The following is a 16,356-nucleotide window of genomic DNA, read 5'->3' as shown; positions in this document are numbered from 1 at the left end:
TTTAACGCGACAGGAGTTATTTATGAAAAGTAATAAGGTCTATGACCACCTAATTCTAATTGCTGGGATGCTGTTCATGTTGGTCCCTATCTGGCTAATCTTCGCCAGCTCGACGCATAACCCGAACACCATTGTCAGCGAAGGCCTGCAATGGGTACCAGGCGATAACTTTACGGCCATTTATAGCGAAGCTTGGAACAAAAGCATGGGCTTCAGTGGCGAAGTCACCGCCAGCAAAATGATCGCCAACTCGATGATCATGGGGCTAGGTTTTGCGATCGGTAAGATCATCATTTCGATGATGGCTGCGTATGCTTTGGTCTACTTCAGACTGCCTTATGCTACAGCTTGGTTCTGGTTGATCTTCGTGACGCTTTTGCTGCCATTAGAAGTGCGCATTATCCCTTCCTATGAGGTTGTCGCTGGGCTTGGGCTTCTTAATAGCTACACAGGTTTAATTCTGCCTTTGATCGCCTCAGCCACCGCGACGTTCTTTTTTAGGCAGTTCTTCAAAACCATCCCCGATGAATTGTTAGAAGCCGCTCAGCTAGATAACGCAGGTCCATTTCGATTCTTTGTCGACATCTTATTGCCACTGTCTAAAACCATGATTGCCGCAATCTTCATCATCATGTTTGTGGTGGGTTGGAACCAATATCTGTGGCCAATCATGATGACCACGGACGAAGGCTACAACACCATCGTGATGGGCATCAAACAAGTACTCAACAACATCAATGAAACCAGTTTACCGCGCTACGACTATGTTTTTGCCATGGTGATTTTAGCTATGTTGCCACCCGTTTTAGTGGTGGTTGTATTTCAACGTTGGTTTGTAAAAGGGCTAGTAGAAAGTGAAAAATAATAACGACAAAAATCAAATGAACGATAACCGCATTCAATCACTCGCTGAGTACAAGATGTCTCACCTGCATTCTCACCAAGCTATCCACAAAAATACAGAGGACACCCCGATGCCAAAGTTAAAACAAACGTTAGGGCACACCCAAGCCACTCACAACCATACGCACAAAGCACCTACCATGTTAGGCATCAAAAACTTGGTAAAGACTTACGAGAACGGTCATCGTGCAGTGAAAGATGTCTCGCTTGATATCGAAAAGGGTGAATTTCTTGTGTTGGTTGGCCCATCGGGTTGCGGCAAGTCTTCTATCCTACGTTCAATAGCGGGGCTGGAAAGCATCTCTGGCGGAGAGATTCACTTAGGTGGCCGCCGTGTTGATAACGAAAAGCCAGCTCAACGAGATATCGCAATGGTCTTTCAAAATTACGCACTCTACCCTCACATGACGGTATACAAAAACCTCGCTTATGGTTTAAAGAACCGAGGTGTCAGCCAACACGTAATTGAAGAGAAGATTGAGAAAGTCGCCAAGACACTAAAGATCGAAGAGTACCTAGACCGCAAGCCAGCCAAGCTTTCGGGTGGTCAGCGCCAGCGCGTTGCTATGGGACGAGCGATTGTACGCGACCCTCAACTGTTCCTATTTGACGAGCCTTTGTCTAACCTAGATGCCTCATTGCGCGCTCACATGAGGTTAGAAATCAAAAAGCTACAACGCGAGCTAGGCGTAACCAGTATTTACGTGACTCATGACCAAGTTGAAGCCATGACACTGGCAGATAGAATCGTGGTTCTCAACAAAGGTCAGATAGAACAAGTCGGCACACCAAGAGAAGTTTACCACCAGCCTGCCAGTACCTTTGTGGCAAGCTTTATTGGCAGCCCCGCGATGAACTTCCTAACTGCCACGCTCGATGATGGCTATCTTGAAATCGGTGATCAACAAATGTACCTGCCAGAGTACGCGCACGTTAAGAACGCGACTATCACGCTTGGCATTCGCCCTGAACACTCTGAGGTTTGTTCCGAATTAAAAATGAACACCTTGCCTCTCGAACTGCGTATCAGTGTGGTTGAGCCATTGGGGCCGAATCAATTGGTTCATGGCCTGGTGAACGACCAACCCTTTATCGCCGTCACGCCAGAAACGACACTATGCCAAGTACTGCCGCTCGGAGTAAGCATTAATAAATCCAACCTGCATATTTTTGACAGTCGTGGGAAGCGTATTCAGCCGAATAACTTTACTTCACAAGAGTCACGCGAAGAGACGACAAGCATAACGACGGCTCTCGCTTAATCGAGTACACTGATATTTAATGCGTTTTTACGGTGCGTCTTTAAGAAGGATTAATTATGTCGTCTATCATCGTAGGTCATCGGGGTGTAGCAGGTACTCACCCAGAAAATACCAAAGCAAGCATTGAACAAGCCGCTAAACTCGGCTTGAAATGGATTGAAGTAGATATTCAGCCAACTCAGGATGATCAACTTGTGGTTTGTCACGACCACACCCTTGAGCGCTGCAGCGATGGCAAGGGTCGTGTCGACGAACACACCCTTGCAGAACTGCGTCAGCTCGATTTTGGCAGTTGGAAGTCTGAGCAGTTCGCTGGTGAAAGAATATTGACGTTGGAAGAGTTGCTCGCGCTTGTTGAGCAGCATGATCTCAGCGTGAACTTAGAGATCAAAGTCGACAGTCGACATCAAGCGCCTCATGTCGTTGATTTGCTGCATACCGAGTTGATTCGTTCAAATCTAGACACCGACAGAGTGCTGCTTTCAAGTTTCAGCCATCAAGTGGTTTCTGAAATGGCTCTTCACCTGCCGAGATACCGCGTAGGTGTGATCACAGAGCAGCTGACTCAAGCCGACTTGATGTTGATTGACGAGGTTAAAGCGTTCAGCTGTCACATGAACTACGAGCATGTGAATCAGAGCGATCTTGATACACTCAGTGAAGCAAATATTCAAACTTGGTGCTACACCGTAAACGATCCGTCTCGCTTCGAATTTCTCTCAAATGTGGACGCGGTATTCACTGATTTTCCGAATAAATTCAGCTCGATAAATTGACCCCACAAATACAATAAAAGTCACCCTGAGAGACTTTAAAATTAACCTCTAGAAACCTCAAAATTAGGTAGCAAACACAAGTGAGTAGGAGTACATTCCGCTACTCACTTGGTTTCATTAGCTCGCTCTATTTAGACAGCTTCATTGGTTACTTAATTTATGGATCTCATTTTTAGTCCAACCTTCCCAATTTTGGGTGCAATCTTCATTTTCGCCGCTATTGTTCGTGGCTTCTCAGGTTTCGGTTTCACCTTAGTGGCATTGCCATTAAGTGCGTTATTCGCACCTGTTATCGAACTGGTTCCCGTCTTCATGTTGATCGATCTCCTAGGCAATGTTCAATTACTGCCTAAAGTTCGAAAGCACGTTAACTGGCGCTGGGTTTTAAAGGTGTTTATCCCTTGTTTTGCCTTCACACCAGTCGGCCTACTTCTGCTTAAATCCGTTAGCCAAGACACGATCATCTTGATCATCAGTGCCTTCATTTTTGCGTCTGCGCTTATGATCTATAAAGGCTTCCAGTACAAAAGCGAACCTAGATTTGCTCCCTATATTCTAGGCAGCCTTGCAGGTGTAATGAACGGCGCGGCTTCGATGTCAGGACCTCCAATTGGCACTCATGCATTGGCAAGCCCAGTCGCTCCGCACATTGCTAGAGCCGGACTGATAGCCTTCTTTGTCTTGGCGGATTCCACTGCATTTGTTTCGGCATCTATCGCTGGGTTAGTCGACCGCGATGTAGTTTGGCTGACTCTCGCGCTTCTACCAAGCAGCATGTTTGGCGGTTATGTGGGTTCTAAACTGTTCGAGAGATTTGGTGGAGCGAAGTTCAAGCCAGTCACCATTGCATTGCTGATTGTGATTGCAATATTCAGTGCAGGTCGAGTCATACTGTAACTGGCTTTAGCGGTTAAGTTTGGACGTTGCTTTTACGAATTGGTTTCGCGAATTGATTGCGCTAATTGACTGCGGAAAGTGATTAAGAAAACTGGGTACCAATGACTACCATTCGATATGGATAGGGGTACCCATTTTTACAAGTTGGAGAAACTCATCCATATCTTGATTGGTTAACGCGATACAGCCATCCGTCCAATCAAAACTTTGAATAAAGCTCGGCGAACGACGCTCGCCGTTTTTGATGCCATGGATTTTGATGTTTCCTCCAGGATCTACATCATTTTGCTCTGCCCATTGCATATCCGAAGGTTGCGGATAGTTAATATGTACTGAGCGATAAAAGTCCGACTCTTCCATCACATAATCGAGCTGGTATTCCCCTTCCGGCGTTCGGTTGTCCCCTTCAAAGCGTTTATGCCCTTTCGGTTGTTTGCCTAGCGCAATACGAAACTCCTGAATCACCTCTTCACCTTTTAGCAGATACATCCTACGTTTCGATTTATCGACTTTAACTAACGTAACCACTTGCGACAGCGAATCTATCTCAGATGCGCTATCCGGTACGTTGTAAAACTGTCGAGAGGAACTTTGAGGTGGACGTTTCGATGACCCTTGAGAAAGCTGAGCTACCTTTTCATCAGGGCTACTGTTAAGAACATCATCCACAATAATCACATGCTCGGAGTTTGAGCTCGTGGAAGAGGTTGAGTTAGATGAAGACGTTGAGACACGTTGAGAATGAGCCGGTGCAGACTCGAATACGATGGTTTCGATAGCGGTCGCGTCAGAGACTATTTTCTCGACCACGACTTGCTCAGCATTCGCGTTCGAAGCCACAAACAGTAAACACAGTGATAAAGGCAGAAACAGACGCACCTTTAGATCTCCTCAAAACGCATGGACATGGTTCGTGACTGAGTTTCCATTCCTAACGACTCATAGAAACCCTGAGCTTGTTGGTTAAACTCCATTACCTCCAACCTAAGTTCTATCGCTCCTCTCGCCTGCGCCCATTGATTAAAAGACTTCATTAACGCTCGACCAGCACCTTTGCTCTGAACCTGATCGTTCACCACAATCGTATTGACCCTTGCCACCTTGTGCGGCTGAATAAAACTGACGCCTTTGTTCTGCGTTACCTTACCCGCTAAAAAGCCAACGACTTGCTTGTCGTCTACTGCAACCAAGAAAGCGCCAAGTGGGTCAAGCATCAAACCTAACCAATACTCTTCACTGTCGGCCAAGCCTTGTGACGCTGGTGCAAATACCATAGGCGCACCAAGATGATGTTGACGGTTTATCTGCTCAGAGAGCGCTAAGATCGCGTTAATATCAGTTACCTTGGCCGTCCGGATTTGCATATCATCACCTTGTTTGAATTCAATAACACCTTAGCAAAAATGGCTTAGTTGTGCACCGTTACACTGGTCAACTCAGACGCTCTGTGAAGGCTGAACATTAATATTAGGCACTATGTTTAGGGAAATTGTTCCGTAAATCTCAGGCACATTGCCAGCCGTTGAGTGCTACTATCTCTGCAGAATCAATATACTAACGACGACTAACGACTGGATACCTCTATGATTAAGTTTGCTGTAATTGGAACCAATTGGATTACACAAAAGTTTGTTCAAGCTGCGCACGAATCTCAATCGATGCAACTTGCTGCGGTTTACTCTCGAAATCTAGACAGCGCGGCACAGTTCGCCCAAGAATTTGACGTTGAAACCACGTATGACTCACTCGACGCATTGGCCAATGACAACACTGTAGAAGCCGTGTACATCGCTTCCCCTAACTCACTGCATTGCGAGCAATCTATCTTCATGATGGAACACGGCAAGCATGTTATCTGTGAAAAGCCGGTTGCATCAAATATTGATGAAGCAACACGCATGTTCGAAGTCGCTGAGAAAAACGGTGTGGTGCTGTTTGAGGCGTATAAATCTCAATTCCTACCGAACTTTAAGCAAGTTCAACTTGGGTTAGAAAAGATTGGCAAGGTACATAAAGCACACATCAACTACTGCCAGTATTCATCGCGCTACCAAAAATACCTAAACGGCGAGAACCCAAATACCTTCAACCCAGCTTTTTCTAACGGCTCATTGGTCGATATTGGCTTTTACTGTGTTGCCGCGACAGTCGCGCTATTTGGCAAACCTGAAAACGCACAGGCTTCTGCAAAGCTACTTGATTCAGGTGTCGATGCTCATGGCTGTGCGATCTTCCAATACCCTGAGTTTGATGTGACCCTTGCGCACTCCAAAGTCAGCGACTCTTATGCGCCAAGCGAGATCCAAGGTGAATTAGGGGCGATCATCATCGATCACATCGCTGAATGTACTGACGTTAAGATCCGCTACCGCGATGGCACGGTAGAAAACCTTACTCAAGCACAAAGCGAAAACTCCATGAGTTACGAAGCGCAGGCCTTTGCTAGCTGCATTGCTGGCGACAACGCAACACAAGCGCAGGCCCAACTGCGCGCTTTAACGGTTGCGAAGTTAATTACAGAGATGCGCCAACAAGTTGGTGTAGTGTATCCAGCGGATAAATAACGTCACAGCGTAAGTTAACAAACTGATTTTTAATACATAATTATTTATACATAACTGAATTTAATCTTTACGACAAATAACCGGATTAGTTGATTAAGGTCCCATCTGTTTAAATCCGCGTTCGATATCTATCGTATTTATTTAATTTATTGAAGGTGTGTAAAGTGTTTTCAGTTGATGATCGCGTTGTAGCAACAAAAGGTGTTGAACTAGGTGAAATGGTAGTAACTGGCCTAAGTGCTGGTGGCGGCTACGTTCACGTTACAACGGTAGAAGGCGCAATGACGCTTACTTACCCAGCGCAAGATCTTAAAAAAGCATAGTTTAACCACTCTGCCCTTTTAGTAGTCACTCTACTAAAGGTAACAAAATTGAGGCTTTGGCTGACTTCACTCTTCTGCATTAGAGTAAGCAGCCAGAGCCTTTTTTATGCCCGTCATTTACCCACCAGCTTTCTCATTAGCTTACTCGTTACAATAAAACCGCACTCAACTGACAATAGAATTAGGCAACGAGTTTCTACACTAGGTGCTTATTCTCATCGTTCTCTTGATATTCCCGTGCACTTAATCGCAGTGAATAGTTCTTGTTAACAAAGGCTTATTGTCTGCGAAAGTTTCTGGTACATTAGCATCATCTTATACTAAGAAAGACCCGAATGAGGGAAGCTATGAAGCTTTACATTTACGATCACTGCCCTTTCTGTGCAAGAGTCTCCTACATTGCTCAATCGCTAGGCTTGAACATTGAGCTTGTTTCTGTCGATTATGATGATGCCCAAACCCTTATCGATCTGATCGGTAAAAAGATGGTACCCGTCTTACAAAAAGACGATGGCTCTATCATGGCAGAGAGCCTAGATATCATCGCGTACTTCATGGACTTGAAATCAAGCGATGAGCAGCGTGTGCCATCTGAGCAAGTGACTGTGTTCCAAACTCGCGCATTCCCTCTTACTCAACAGATTGGACGCCCACGTTGGTGGAACCTCGACTTGGCTGAATATCGCTCTGCTGGAGCCAAAGAAGCTTGGCGTGCCAGTAAAGAGACCGAAGGTTTTAACTTTGAAGAACTGTTAGAAAAGACGCCTCAGTTCGTTCAACTGATTAACCCATTACTGAAAGATGCCGAACTCTTACTGGATCTAGAGAATGGTGAGTCATCACTGCCTCTAGTCGATCAAGCGGTGTATTTCTCGATGCTTCGTGGCTTTTGCGTAGAACCAAGCATCACATGGCCACCAGCACTTGAACGCTGGTTAGAAAAGAAAAGTGAAACGCTAAAGCTGTCTTTACTTCGCTAGAAAGCTATCTCGATTAAGAAAACAAGCTCTGACTCGCAAGCGACTACAACGAGCACAAACAGAAAATCGAAGCTCTCAGGTGTAAACTGCGAGCTTCGATTTTCTTTTATCTGGCCATTCTATTTCTCTAAGGCTTTGTCTTACAGCAGACGCCTTCTCAAACCTGTTCGCTCCAAGATTCGTGTCGAAATTTCTTCAACCGATAGTGAAGAGGTGTTGATGTAAGGTATCGCTTCTCGACGGAACATCGCCTCTACCGTTTGCAATTCATACAAACATTGTGAGTCACTGGCGTATTCGCTGCCTGCTAAGCGGTTCTCACGAATTTCAGTGAGCCTTTCTGCATCAATGGTCAAACCAAACAGCTTATGTCGGTAAATCTCAAACTCTGGCAACAGCTTTAAGCGTGCCAAGTCATCGTGGATAAATGGGTAGTTTGCTACGCGTAAGCCAAACTGCATCGCCATATACAAACTTGTTGGTGTTTTGCCACTTCGAGAAACACCCAACAAGATGATGTCGGCTTCTTCCAGCCCTTTTAGCGTGATGCCATCATCATGCGCGAGCGTGTACTCAATCGCAGCAATACGGTCGAAATACTTCACCGAGTCCTTGTTTACACTGCGTGAGCGCTGCAACTTAGGAACAGGCGCCATATGGATGTCATCTTGTACCTTCTGAACGATACTTTCCAACACGTCATAACAGTGCGCTGGTGCTTCAAGCAGCTTGGCCTTGATATCTGGAATCACGATTGAAAAGAACACAAGTGGTTCGACTCCATTATCGCGATACGAAATTTCGATCTCTTTTAATAAATCAGAAAGTTTGTCCTCACTTTCCACAAACGGAAAGGTTTTTTCATTGGCTTTAAAAGGGAATTGACCTAGAACAACATGCCCTAAAGTCTCACATGTTATGGCCGTTCCATCAGAAACATAGAATACATCACGACTTTGAATATCAATTTGCATTTTTTATTTAATGTTTAAAATTATTTTGAGTAGGATGGTAACCATAATATATATAACAAAACCCTGCTGACTATTACGTCCCCCACAGCTTTAAAAAATAATTTACATTTTTTTAAACTGATACGTAATCGTTTGCCTTTAAATCCCTACAATGCTTGCTATGTTTCTGGAGAAATAAATGCAAAATAATACCCTATGGTTCAATGGCCTATCCATGGAAGATGTCGACAAAGTCGGCGGTAAGAACGCCTCACTGGGCGAGATGGTTTCTAACCTATCCAATGCTGGTGTTTCTGTACCTAATGGTTTTGCTACCACCTCTCATGCGTTTAACGACTTTCTTGATTACAAAGGTCTTGATGAGCGCATTCACCAACTACTTGATGAACTTGATGTTGAAGACGTTGACGCACTGCGTAAGACAGGTGCAACGATTCGACAATGGGTTCTAGACGCACCCTTCCCAGAATCACTAGAGCAAGACATCCGTGATAACTACCGCGAGCTAATCGAAGACAACGAAGAATTGTCTGTAGCTGTGCGTTCATCTGCAACCGCAGAAGACCTTCCAGATGCTTCATTCGCAGGCCAGCAAGAGACCTTCCTTAACGTGAAAGGTATCGACGCGGTACTCGAAGCAACCAAGCACGTTTACGCGTCTCTGTTTAACGACCGAGCTATCTCTTACCGTGTACACCAAGGCTTTGACCACCGTGGCATTTCATTGTCTGCGGGTATTCAACGCATGGTTCGCTCAGACAAAGCCTCTTCAGGTGTGATGTTTACGCTTGATACTGAGTCAGGCTTCGACCAAGTCGTGTTCATCACTTCTTCTTGGGGTCTTGGCGAAATGGTTGTACAGGGCGCAGTGAACCCAGATGAGTTCTACGTGCACAAGCCAATGTTAGAAGCAGGCCACCAGCCTATCGTGAAGAAGACCTTTGGTTCTAAGTTGATCAAGATGATCTACTCGACCAATCAAGAGATCGGTAAGCAAGTCGACATCATTGATACTGACGAGCAAGAGCGTAACCAGTTCTCACTGAACGATGAAGAGATCAAAGAGTTAGCAAAACAAGCGATGATCATCGAGAAGCACTACCAACGTCCAATGGACATTGAGTGGGCGAAAGATGGCATCGACGGCAAGCTTTACATCGTTCAGGCTCGCCCAGAAACCGTATGCTCTCAAAGCGACCAAAACGTTATCGAGCGTTACGAGCTAAACAACAAGGCGGATGTCTTGGTTGAAGGCCGCGCTATCGGTCAGCGTATCGGCTCTGGCCCTGTTCGCTTGGTTGATTCTCTAGACCAAATGTCACTGGTTCAAGAAGGCGACGTGCTGGTAACTGACATGACAGACCCAGACTGGGAACCTGTGATGAAGAAAGCGTCTGCGATTGTGACTAACCGTGGTGGCCGTACTTGTCACGCTGCGATCATTGCTCGCGAGCTTGGTATCCCAGCAATCGTTGGTTGTGGCAGCGCAACAAGCAGCCTAAACGATGGCGATACCGTGACAGTGTCATGTTCAGAAGGCGAAACAGGCTACGTTTACAACGGCGAACTCGATTTTGAAATCAAACGTTCTGAGGTTGATGAGCTACCAATGCTACCAACCAAAGTAATGATGAACGTGGGTAACCCAGATCGTGCCTTCGACTTTGCACAAATCCCGAACGAAGGTGTTGGCCTTGCTCGTCTAGAATTCATCATCAACAAGATGATCGGTATTCACCCTAAAGCGCTGCTTAACTTCGATGCACAAACGGATGAGCTAAAAGCGGAAATCAACGAACGTATTCGTGGCTACAAAGATCCTATCGATTTCTACGTAAGCAAATTAACAGAAGGCATCGCGACTATCGCTTCTGCATTCTGGCCTAAGCGTGTGATCGTACGTATGTCTGACTTTAAGTCGAACGAGTACAGCAACCTAGTCGGCGGTAAAACGTTTGAACCGCATGAAGAGAACCCAATGCTGGGCTTCCGTGGTGCATCTCGTTACATCTCACCAGTATTCGAAGACTGTTTCGAGCTAGAAACTCAAGCGATCAAACGCGTTCGCAACGAAATGGGCCTTAAGAACGTTGAAATCATGATCCCATTCGTTCGTACTCCAAGCGAAGCGGCATCGGTTATCGACATTCTGGCTAAATTCGACCTTCGCCGTGGCGACCAAGGTCTGAAAGTCATCATGATGTGTGAGCTACCATCGAACGCAATTTTGGCTGATGAGTTCTTGAAGTACTTCGATGGCTTCTCTATCGGTTCAAACGACATGACACAGCTGACGCTTGGCCTAGACCGAGATTCAGGTGACGTGGCACACCTATTCGATGAGCGTAACCCAGCCGTGAAAGCAATGCTGAAAATGGCGATCGATGCAGCAACCAAAGCGGGTAAATACGTGGGCATTTGTGGCCAAGGCCCATCTGACCATGACGACCTAGCAGAGTGGTTAATGGATCAAGGCATCAGCTCTGTTTCACTAAACCCGGATACGGTTATCGATACGTGGTTGAAGCTAGGTAACGTTGTTAATAAATAAGTAAATAAGTAAATAAGTAAATAAGTAAATAAGTAACGCTTCACGCGGTACCTTAACGACAAAAGCCAGTCACGTTGACTGGCTTTTTTAGGTTCTTTCCAAATTAGCTGGCTAGAGCGCTAGAAGTAGTATCTCACACCAACCCAAGCTTCGGTTTGCCAACCATTCGGCATTGGCACACCTTTCACATCAACATCCGCTTTGGTAATGTCATAGCGCGTATTCAACCACCAAGTTCTTGCAGTGTTCATCGGCACATTTAACGATGTTTTAAATGAGAAGTTTTGCATGTCGATATCATCACCAGAAAGATCTTGCCACTCAGGAACCAAAGACACATAAGCGCCAGAGTCACCGAGATGCTTCGCGGTAATCAAACCAAGCGAGTATCCCGTTAAATCATCTTTAGATGAAGTGACGCCAGGGATCTCCATACTACCAGTCATCAGTCCTGCTCTTGGAAATACCAGGAATCCACCGGTATAAGCTGGATTAATCGCAACAACACCGCCAACCGACAATAAGTCATTTTTAATACTGTTGCGCGTATTAATATAATCTAATGAAAGACCCACTTTAGGCGTAGCTTTCGTCCCTGTTTCAAAGACGTGGAAGTACTGAATTCTAGAGTTGCTGTACTCTGTACCGAATTTGTCTGGATCGCGAAGCGCTGTGTTGCTTTCATCGACAAACGTCCCTTCGGCCAGTAGGGCAAACTGCTGACCGTTTTCTAAACCGCCAGAAACTTGCCCTTGAAATTGGATATCTGAACTACCATTCAGCATCAATGCAGCTTGAGTATAAACTTTAGTGACATCAGCAGGATCGATAACACGTTCGGAATCTGAATCGGCATGTGCAGGAAGGGCTAGACCTAAACTCAACGGGATTAATAGAGCAAACTTTTTCATTATATCTCTCGAAAGTCGTTTGCTTCCTCCTTGAAGCCTGGAACATCCTGTTAGGTAATAAATAGATTACTTGTCAGCAAGTAGTTTTGCTGCCGAACGCATTAGTGCAGGGCCTTTATTCTCACCAAAACCTGAGTGGTATGGGTTGGTTGAGAACATCACACCCACAAAGTCACGTGCCGGATCGATGTAAATAAATTGGCCTAGGTTGCCGCTTTTCGACATCGCACCATCGTTGAAAATGAAATCAAACTGGTATGCGTTGTAGTCTGCTTTTTCGTTGTATGCGTGCAGTGAACTGCTCTCTTTGCTAGTACCTACGAATGCTTTTGGATCACCGCCGTTGCGGATACGATCAATCACAGCTTGTGACACCACTGGCTCATCAGCCACCGCTTTCCAGCTAGGTGTAAATAGTGTTCCCCAGCGAGCCATATCTTCTACCGTTGATGAAACCAAGCCAACCGCGATCGCCATGCCATCTGGCGTCAAGTTGAATTGCATTGGTTGACGTGCGTGCACTTTTGACCAAACACGATCTTCGAATACTTGAGTCCAAGTTTTGTTTTCAACGTTTTCAACTAACTTAGTCAGCACCATGGTGTTGATAGATGCATAACGGAAGTGGTCACCGGCTTTTTCACCTGCGAGCTTTTGCGCGCCCTTAGCCACGTCCATCCAAGTTTCCATCTCACCCGTTTTTGCTCTTGGTGAGTTAAACGATGCCGCAAAGAAACGCACCACATCAGAGTCTGGGTTCAAGATAGACTCTAATGTCTCTTCATTGTCTAGCGCGGTCGACATGTTCAGAACTTGGTGTACTGTGATGCCATCCCAGTTCGTTCCTTTCAATTCAGAAACATACTCAGCGATCTCTTTTTCAGGGTCGACTTTGCCCTCTTCCACTAACATTGCGATCACTGTGCCAACCGTCGTTTTTGCTGTAGATGCCCAAACGTGCGTATCTGTCGGCTTCATACCTGGGTAAGCTTCGTAAACGATCTCCCCTTTGTGAATCAACATAAAGCCTTGGGTACGGAACTGTTCATCCGCCAAGTACTCATCCATTGTCAACTGACCTTTGCTTTCAGTATCAACTTTCAGTGCAGCGAGTCGTGGGTCGATATTTTTGACTAAAGGCTTGTACTCTTCGTTTGGAGCCGCCAGTGCCGTTGGTAGAAACTCACTCATGTGCATGTTGTAGTAAACGCTGTGGTCGCCGCCCATCTGCCAATGAAAGTTATTGAATAACTCACGAGCTGAGTCAGTAAAACTTGGGGTAAATGCTGTGCTCGCCTCTTTCACGGTCAAGGTAACTTGAGCACCTTCAACTTTCAGAGCTTCTTCAACTGGGTTTGCTGCAAGAGCAAATGATGATGGGGTCGCTAACGATACTAGAACGGCAATGTGTTTAAGTTTCATAATTGTTCTCCTGTTTGGGTTAGGAAAAGTATAGGGAGATGCGCTACACTTAATTAGGTCACTTGATGACATTTAATGGTAGGCACAAAACAATGAAAGCATCATCGAACACCACCAGCATACTGCTCACTTCGACCAGTAACATTGCTCCATATATTCAGTATTGTGACAAACATAGACTGGATTGGCGCACCGTCGCCGTTGCGTGCGGTCTACCCATTGAACTGACACAATCCAATCAATGGCTTCCTACACAAGACGTGATTCGCTTCATTCATGGCCTTGAGCGTAAGTTTGGCTATTCGATAGGGATTGAGGTTGGACGTAAGGCCTCTCTAGAGCAATTGTCACCTGAGCTAGACCGAAAAATTGAACAATGCACTTCTCTCGAGCAAGCGGTACGCTGCTTGATTACTGAAATATCGACCTTAAGTAATCACGTCACCATATGGACGGAAAAAAGCGATGGATTGTGGTGGCTGTGTCATCGAAGTTGCTATCACCCATCGACCTCAGGTTTTGAACAAGCAGAATGGTTTCGCGCCCTGACCGTGATTAGCCTATGCCGTAAGTTCATTGACAGTCGCTGGCAACCATCACACGCCAAGTTGGTCTCTAAGAACAACAGCGCACGTAAATTACCTAAGCATTTCTTTGATTCTGATATTCAGTTTGAAGAGCAATACGGTGCGTTCTCGATTCCGCTGCCCGATGATTATCGTGCCATTTCAGAACGAAATAGTACCCAAGATTGGCATCACGCTGTCGAGATATTAATAGACACCTATGCGACTCTACCTTGGTTCAATATTGAGTGGTTTGCGACCATGCTCGGCATGACAAAACGAACGCTGCAGAGAAACCTGAAGAGCAAAAACATTCTCTTTAAACAAGCCAAAGAACAAGTTCGGGAAGCTAAAGCAAAACAGCTACTTGAAGAGACCAACCTTTCTGTTCAAGACATCAGTTGGCAAGTGGGTTACAGCGACTTGAGTAATTTCAATCGTGCATTCAAAGGTTGGGTTGGAGTCACGCCACCAAGTTATCGGGATAAAGCGAAACATTAGAAATAGTCGAATGGAAAACCTTTAGACCCAATCCGCTAATATAAAACTCAGAAACAAGATACGACACCTTAAATTTCAATAAGCGAATGCATAAAGTTGCATTGCACAATGCTCACATACCGATGAAACTGTGCAAAGGTAATATCGATAGATTTAATGACATTTATTGGTATCGAGCTAACGTTACGTTATCCTTTACGCAATTCTTCATTGAGTGGATTGTCACTACGACAAACCTACCTTCAAGACTGATAAGAGTGTTATGAATTCTACGACCGCAACTCCCTCGCCTTCTCTTGGCCGACAACTCTATACAATGACATGGCCAATGCTGTTTGGGGTGCTCTCCCTGATGAGCTTCCAACTTGTAGACAGTGCTTTTATTGGCCAGTTAGGCGTACTGCCGCTCGCGGTTCAAGGCTTCACGCTACCAATTCAGATGATCATTATCGGGATTCAAGTCGGACTAGGCATCGCGACAACGGCTGTGATCGCGAGAGCTATTGGGGCTAACGAGATACGCTATGCCAAACAGCTCGGCGGATTAGTCGTTGCGATGGGCAGTGTGAGTGTCGCGCTGTTCTCGGTCATCATCTATCTGTTGCGTGGTCCTATTTTACAACTCCTCGATGCACCACCGACGGTACTGCCGATCATTGATTATTACTGGATCTATTGGCTGGTAAGCTCTTGGACAGGCGCAGTGCTCTACTTTTTCTACAGTGTGTGTCGTGCCAATGGTAATACCATGCTGCCCGGTTCGATGATGATCGCGACCAGCATCATCAACTTGATATTGGACCCGATTTTCATATTCACGCTCGACATGGGCATCAACGGAGCCGCGATTGCGACCATCTTGGCGTTCGGTGCGGGTATCTTTATCGTTGCTCCTAAGGTAACTAAGAAGCATTGGATGACATTCGACTGGCACGATCTTGATATCGGCAAGAGTATTCGTTCTATAGGAAACATCATGGGGCCTGCGATGATCAGTCAGCTACTGCCACCAGTCTCTTCGATGCTCGCCACCAAACTGCTTGCAGGCTACGGCACAGCAGCCGTTGCAGCTTGGGCGCTAGGTTCACGTTTTGAGTTCTTTTCGATTGTTGCAGTGCTTGCTCTGACTATGTCGATGCCACCTATGATTGGCCGAATGTTGGGAGAAAAGAACCTAGGGAACATACGTAGTCTTGTGAAGATTGCCGTGATGTTTGTATTAGGATTCCAATTGGTGATCGCACTGGTAACTTGGATGTTCTCTGGCGGGTTGGCAAATCTCATGACCAGCGAAGACGAAGTCTCGACCATTTTGAACTACCACTTACTTATCGTTCCTATCAGTTTAGGGCCGTTGGGTATCTGTATGCTGATGGTTTCTATCTCGAATGCGCTTGGTAAGTCTTATACTGCCTTAACGATATCAGCACTGCGCCTGTTCGCCTTCTTCTTGCCTTGCTTGTGGATTGGTTCGCAGCTTGCTGGTATTGAAGGCCTGTTCTGGGGTGCCATGGTGGGTAATGTGCTTGCCGGTACATGTGCTTGGTTTATGTACCAACGCGCACTTGGGCAAGTCGAGGCTAAGCTTTCTAATTAATCAGTTAGCGAACTAAACGGCTTGCCAGCTAAACCGCTATAAAGTTATTAAACGAAAAAGCAGCCACTTAGGCTTAATGCCGATCAGTTAAAGCCAAAGCGATCGGTTGAAGGATCCTTCAGAGCTGTC

15 protein-coding genes are annotated in these 16,356 nt (G+C 45.7%); 10 read left to right on the top strand and 5 right to left on the bottom strand.

Translation table 11 applies throughout. From position 1 onward, the window contains the following. The first annotated feature begins 22 nt into the window (after positions 1 to 22). From ugpE to AB6F11_RS06250, 4 genes are all read left to right on the top strand, one after another. A complete protein-coding gene (gene ugpE / locus AB6F11_RS06265; protein WP_017071585.1) occupies positions 23 to 865 on the top strand; it encodes a sn-glycerol-3-phosphate ABC transporter permease UgpE in 843 nt (280 codons plus the stop codon). Further along, positions 855 to 2,165, top strand: a complete 1,311-nt coding sequence (gene ugpC, locus AB6F11_RS06260) for a sn-glycerol-3-phosphate ABC transporter ATP-binding protein UgpC (protein WP_102394177.1) — start codon at positions 855 to 857, stop codon at positions 2,163 to 2,165. The genes ugpE and ugpC overlap by 11 nt, the downstream gene beginning before the upstream one ends. A gap of 56 nt (positions 2,166 to 2,221) precedes the next feature. Next, positions 2,222 to 2,941 carry a glycerophosphodiester phosphodiesterase family protein gene (locus tag AB6F11_RS06255; protein WP_102394178.1) on the top strand — a complete coding sequence of 240 codons (720 nt, stop codon included), beginning with the start codon at positions 2,222 to 2,224 and terminating at the stop codon, positions 2,939 to 2,941. Between the two features lie 159 nt (positions 2,942 to 3,100). After that, positions 3,101 to 3,838, top strand: a complete 738-nt coding sequence (locus tag AB6F11_RS06250) for a sulfite exporter TauE/SafE family protein (RefSeq protein ID WP_102394179.1) — start codon at positions 3,101 to 3,103, stop codon at positions 3,836 to 3,838. Positions 3,839 to 3,943: 105 nt separating this feature from the next. Here the strand turns inward: AB6F11_RS06250 and AB6F11_RS06245 are convergent, their stop codons facing one another. Next, a complete protein-coding gene (locus tag AB6F11_RS06245; RefSeq protein ID WP_017067270.1) occupies positions 3,944 to 4,717 on the bottom strand; it encodes a murein L,D-transpeptidase family protein in 774 nt (257 codons plus the stop codon). A 2-nt stretch (positions 4,718 to 4,719) separates the two neighbouring features. Continuing rightward, positions 4,720 to 5,202 (bottom strand): GNAT family N-acetyltransferase, encoded by a 483-nt coding sequence (locus tag AB6F11_RS06240; RefSeq protein ID WP_017064907.1) that lies wholly within the window; start codon positions 5,200 to 5,202, stop codon positions 4,720 to 4,722. A gap of 219 nt (positions 5,203 to 5,421) precedes the next feature. Here AB6F11_RS06240 and AB6F11_RS06235 point away from each other — a divergent pair, with 219 nt between their 5' ends. The 3 genes from AB6F11_RS06235 (at position 5,422) to grxB (ending at position 7,705) form a co-directional block, all read left to right on the top strand. Then, positions 5,422 to 6,402: a Gfo/Idh/MocA family protein gene (locus AB6F11_RS06235; protein WP_017060561.1), complete on the top strand. Its 981-nt coding sequence runs from the start codon at positions 5,422 to 5,424 to the stop codon at positions 6,400 to 6,402. Positions 6,403 to 6,566: 164 nt separating this feature from the next. After that, the gene (locus tag AB6F11_RS06230; RefSeq protein WP_004733064.1) at positions 6,567 to 6,725 is read left to right on the top strand and encodes a hypothetical protein; all 159 of its coding nucleotides are present in this window, start codon (positions 6,567 to 6,569) and stop codon (positions 6,723 to 6,725) included. A 347-nt stretch (positions 6,726 to 7,072) separates the two neighbouring features. Further along, positions 7,073 to 7,705 (top strand): glutaredoxin 2, encoded by a 633-nt coding sequence (grxB, locus tag AB6F11_RS06225; protein ID WP_102394180.1) that lies wholly within the window; start codon positions 7,073 to 7,075, stop codon positions 7,703 to 7,705. Positions 7,706 to 7,845: 140 nt separating this feature from the next. Here the strand turns inward: grxB and AB6F11_RS06220 are convergent, their stop codons facing one another. After that, the gene (locus AB6F11_RS06220) at positions 7,846 to 8,679 is read right to left on the bottom strand and encodes a pyruvate, water dikinase regulatory protein (RefSeq protein ID WP_102394181.1); all 834 of its coding nucleotides are present in this window, start codon (positions 8,677 to 8,679) and stop codon (positions 7,846 to 7,848) included. Positions 8,680 to 8,857: 178 nt separating this feature from the next. On the opposite strand from AB6F11_RS06220, the gene ppsA reads away from it, so the two are divergent. Further along, on the top strand, positions 8,858 to 11,230 hold the full coding sequence (gene ppsA, locus AB6F11_RS06215; protein ID WP_102394182.1) for a phosphoenolpyruvate synthase: 2,373 nt from the start codon (positions 8,858 to 8,860) through the stop codon (positions 11,228 to 11,230). 119 nt (positions 11,231 to 11,349) lie between these two features. On the opposite strand, the gene AB6F11_RS06210 is transcribed toward ppsA, so the two are convergent. After that, positions 11,350 to 12,141 carry a hypothetical protein gene (locus tag AB6F11_RS06210; RefSeq protein ID WP_017060557.1) on the bottom strand — a complete coding sequence of 264 codons (792 nt, stop codon included), beginning with the start codon at positions 12,139 to 12,141 and terminating at the stop codon, positions 11,350 to 11,352. Between the two features lie 66 nt (positions 12,142 to 12,207). Further along, complete coding sequence (locus AB6F11_RS06205; protein ID WP_102394183.1) at positions 12,208 to 13,563, bottom strand: serine hydrolase; 1,356 nt, start codon at positions 13,561 to 13,563, stop codon at positions 12,208 to 12,210. Between the two features lie 92 nt (positions 13,564 to 13,655). Between AB6F11_RS06205 and AB6F11_RS06200 the strand changes: the two genes are divergently transcribed. Continuing rightward, a complete protein-coding gene (locus tag AB6F11_RS06200) occupies positions 13,656 to 14,630 on the top strand; it encodes an AraC family transcriptional regulator (RefSeq protein WP_017071579.1) in 975 nt (324 codons plus the stop codon). A 262-nt stretch (positions 14,631 to 14,892) separates the two neighbouring features. Then, positions 14,893 to 16,227: an MATE family efflux transporter gene (locus tag AB6F11_RS06195; RefSeq protein WP_102394185.1), complete on the top strand. Its 1,335-nt coding sequence runs from the start codon at positions 14,893 to 14,895 to the stop codon at positions 16,225 to 16,227. Positions 16,228 to 16,356: the final 129 nt, after the last annotated feature.

It is taken from the genome of Vibrio sp. 10N.247.311.14 (assembly GCF_041467715.1).
GTDB lineage: Bacteria > Pseudomonadota > Gammaproteobacteria > Enterobacterales > Vibrionaceae > Vibrio > Vibrio crassostreae_C.
The sequence above is the reverse complement of the archived record's forward strand: the minus strand, read 5'-3'. Positions and strand labels throughout refer to the sequence as shown.

Coding starts and splice junctions, on each gene's coding strand:
- ugpE (WP_017071585.1), top strand. CDS start 23: ATGAAAAGTAATAAGGTCTATGACCACCTAATTCTAATTGCTGGGATG.
- AB6F11_RS06255 (WP_102394178.1), top strand. CDS start 2,222: ATGTCGTCTATCATCGTAGGTCATCGGGGTGTAGCAGGTACTCACCCA.
- AB6F11_RS06250 (WP_102394179.1), top strand. CDS start 3,101: ATGGATCTCATTTTTAGTCCAACCTTCCCAATTTTGGGTGCAATCTTC.
- AB6F11_RS06240 (WP_017064907.1), bottom strand. CDS start 5,202: ATGCAAATCCGGACGGCCAAGGTAACTGATATTAACGCGATCTTAGCG.
- AB6F11_RS06235 (WP_017060561.1), top strand. CDS start 5,422: ATGATTAAGTTTGCTGTAATTGGAACCAATTGGATTACACAAAAGTTT.
- grxB (WP_102394180.1), top strand. CDS start 7,073: ATGAAGCTTTACATTTACGATCACTGCCCTTTCTGTGCAAGAGTCTCC.
- AB6F11_RS06220 (WP_102394181.1), bottom strand. CDS start 8,679: ATGCAAATTGATATTCAAAGTCGTGATGTATTCTATGTTTCTGATGGA.
- ppsA (WP_102394182.1), top strand. CDS start 8,858: ATGCAAAATAATACCCTATGGTTCAATGGCCTATCCATGGAAGATGTC.
- AB6F11_RS06210 (WP_017060557.1), bottom strand. CDS start 12,141: ATGAAAAAGTTTGCTCTATTAATCCCGTTGAGTTTAGGTCTAGCCCTT.
- AB6F11_RS06205 (WP_102394183.1), bottom strand. CDS start 13,563: ATGAAACTTAAACACATTGCCGTTCTAGTATCGTTAGCGACCCCATCA.
- AB6F11_RS06200 (WP_017071579.1), top strand. CDS start 13,656: ATGAAAGCATCATCGAACACCACCAGCATACTGCTCACTTCGACCAGT.
- AB6F11_RS06195 (WP_102394185.1), top strand. CDS start 14,893: ATGAATTCTACGACCGCAACTCCCTCGCCTTCTCTTGGCCGACAACTC.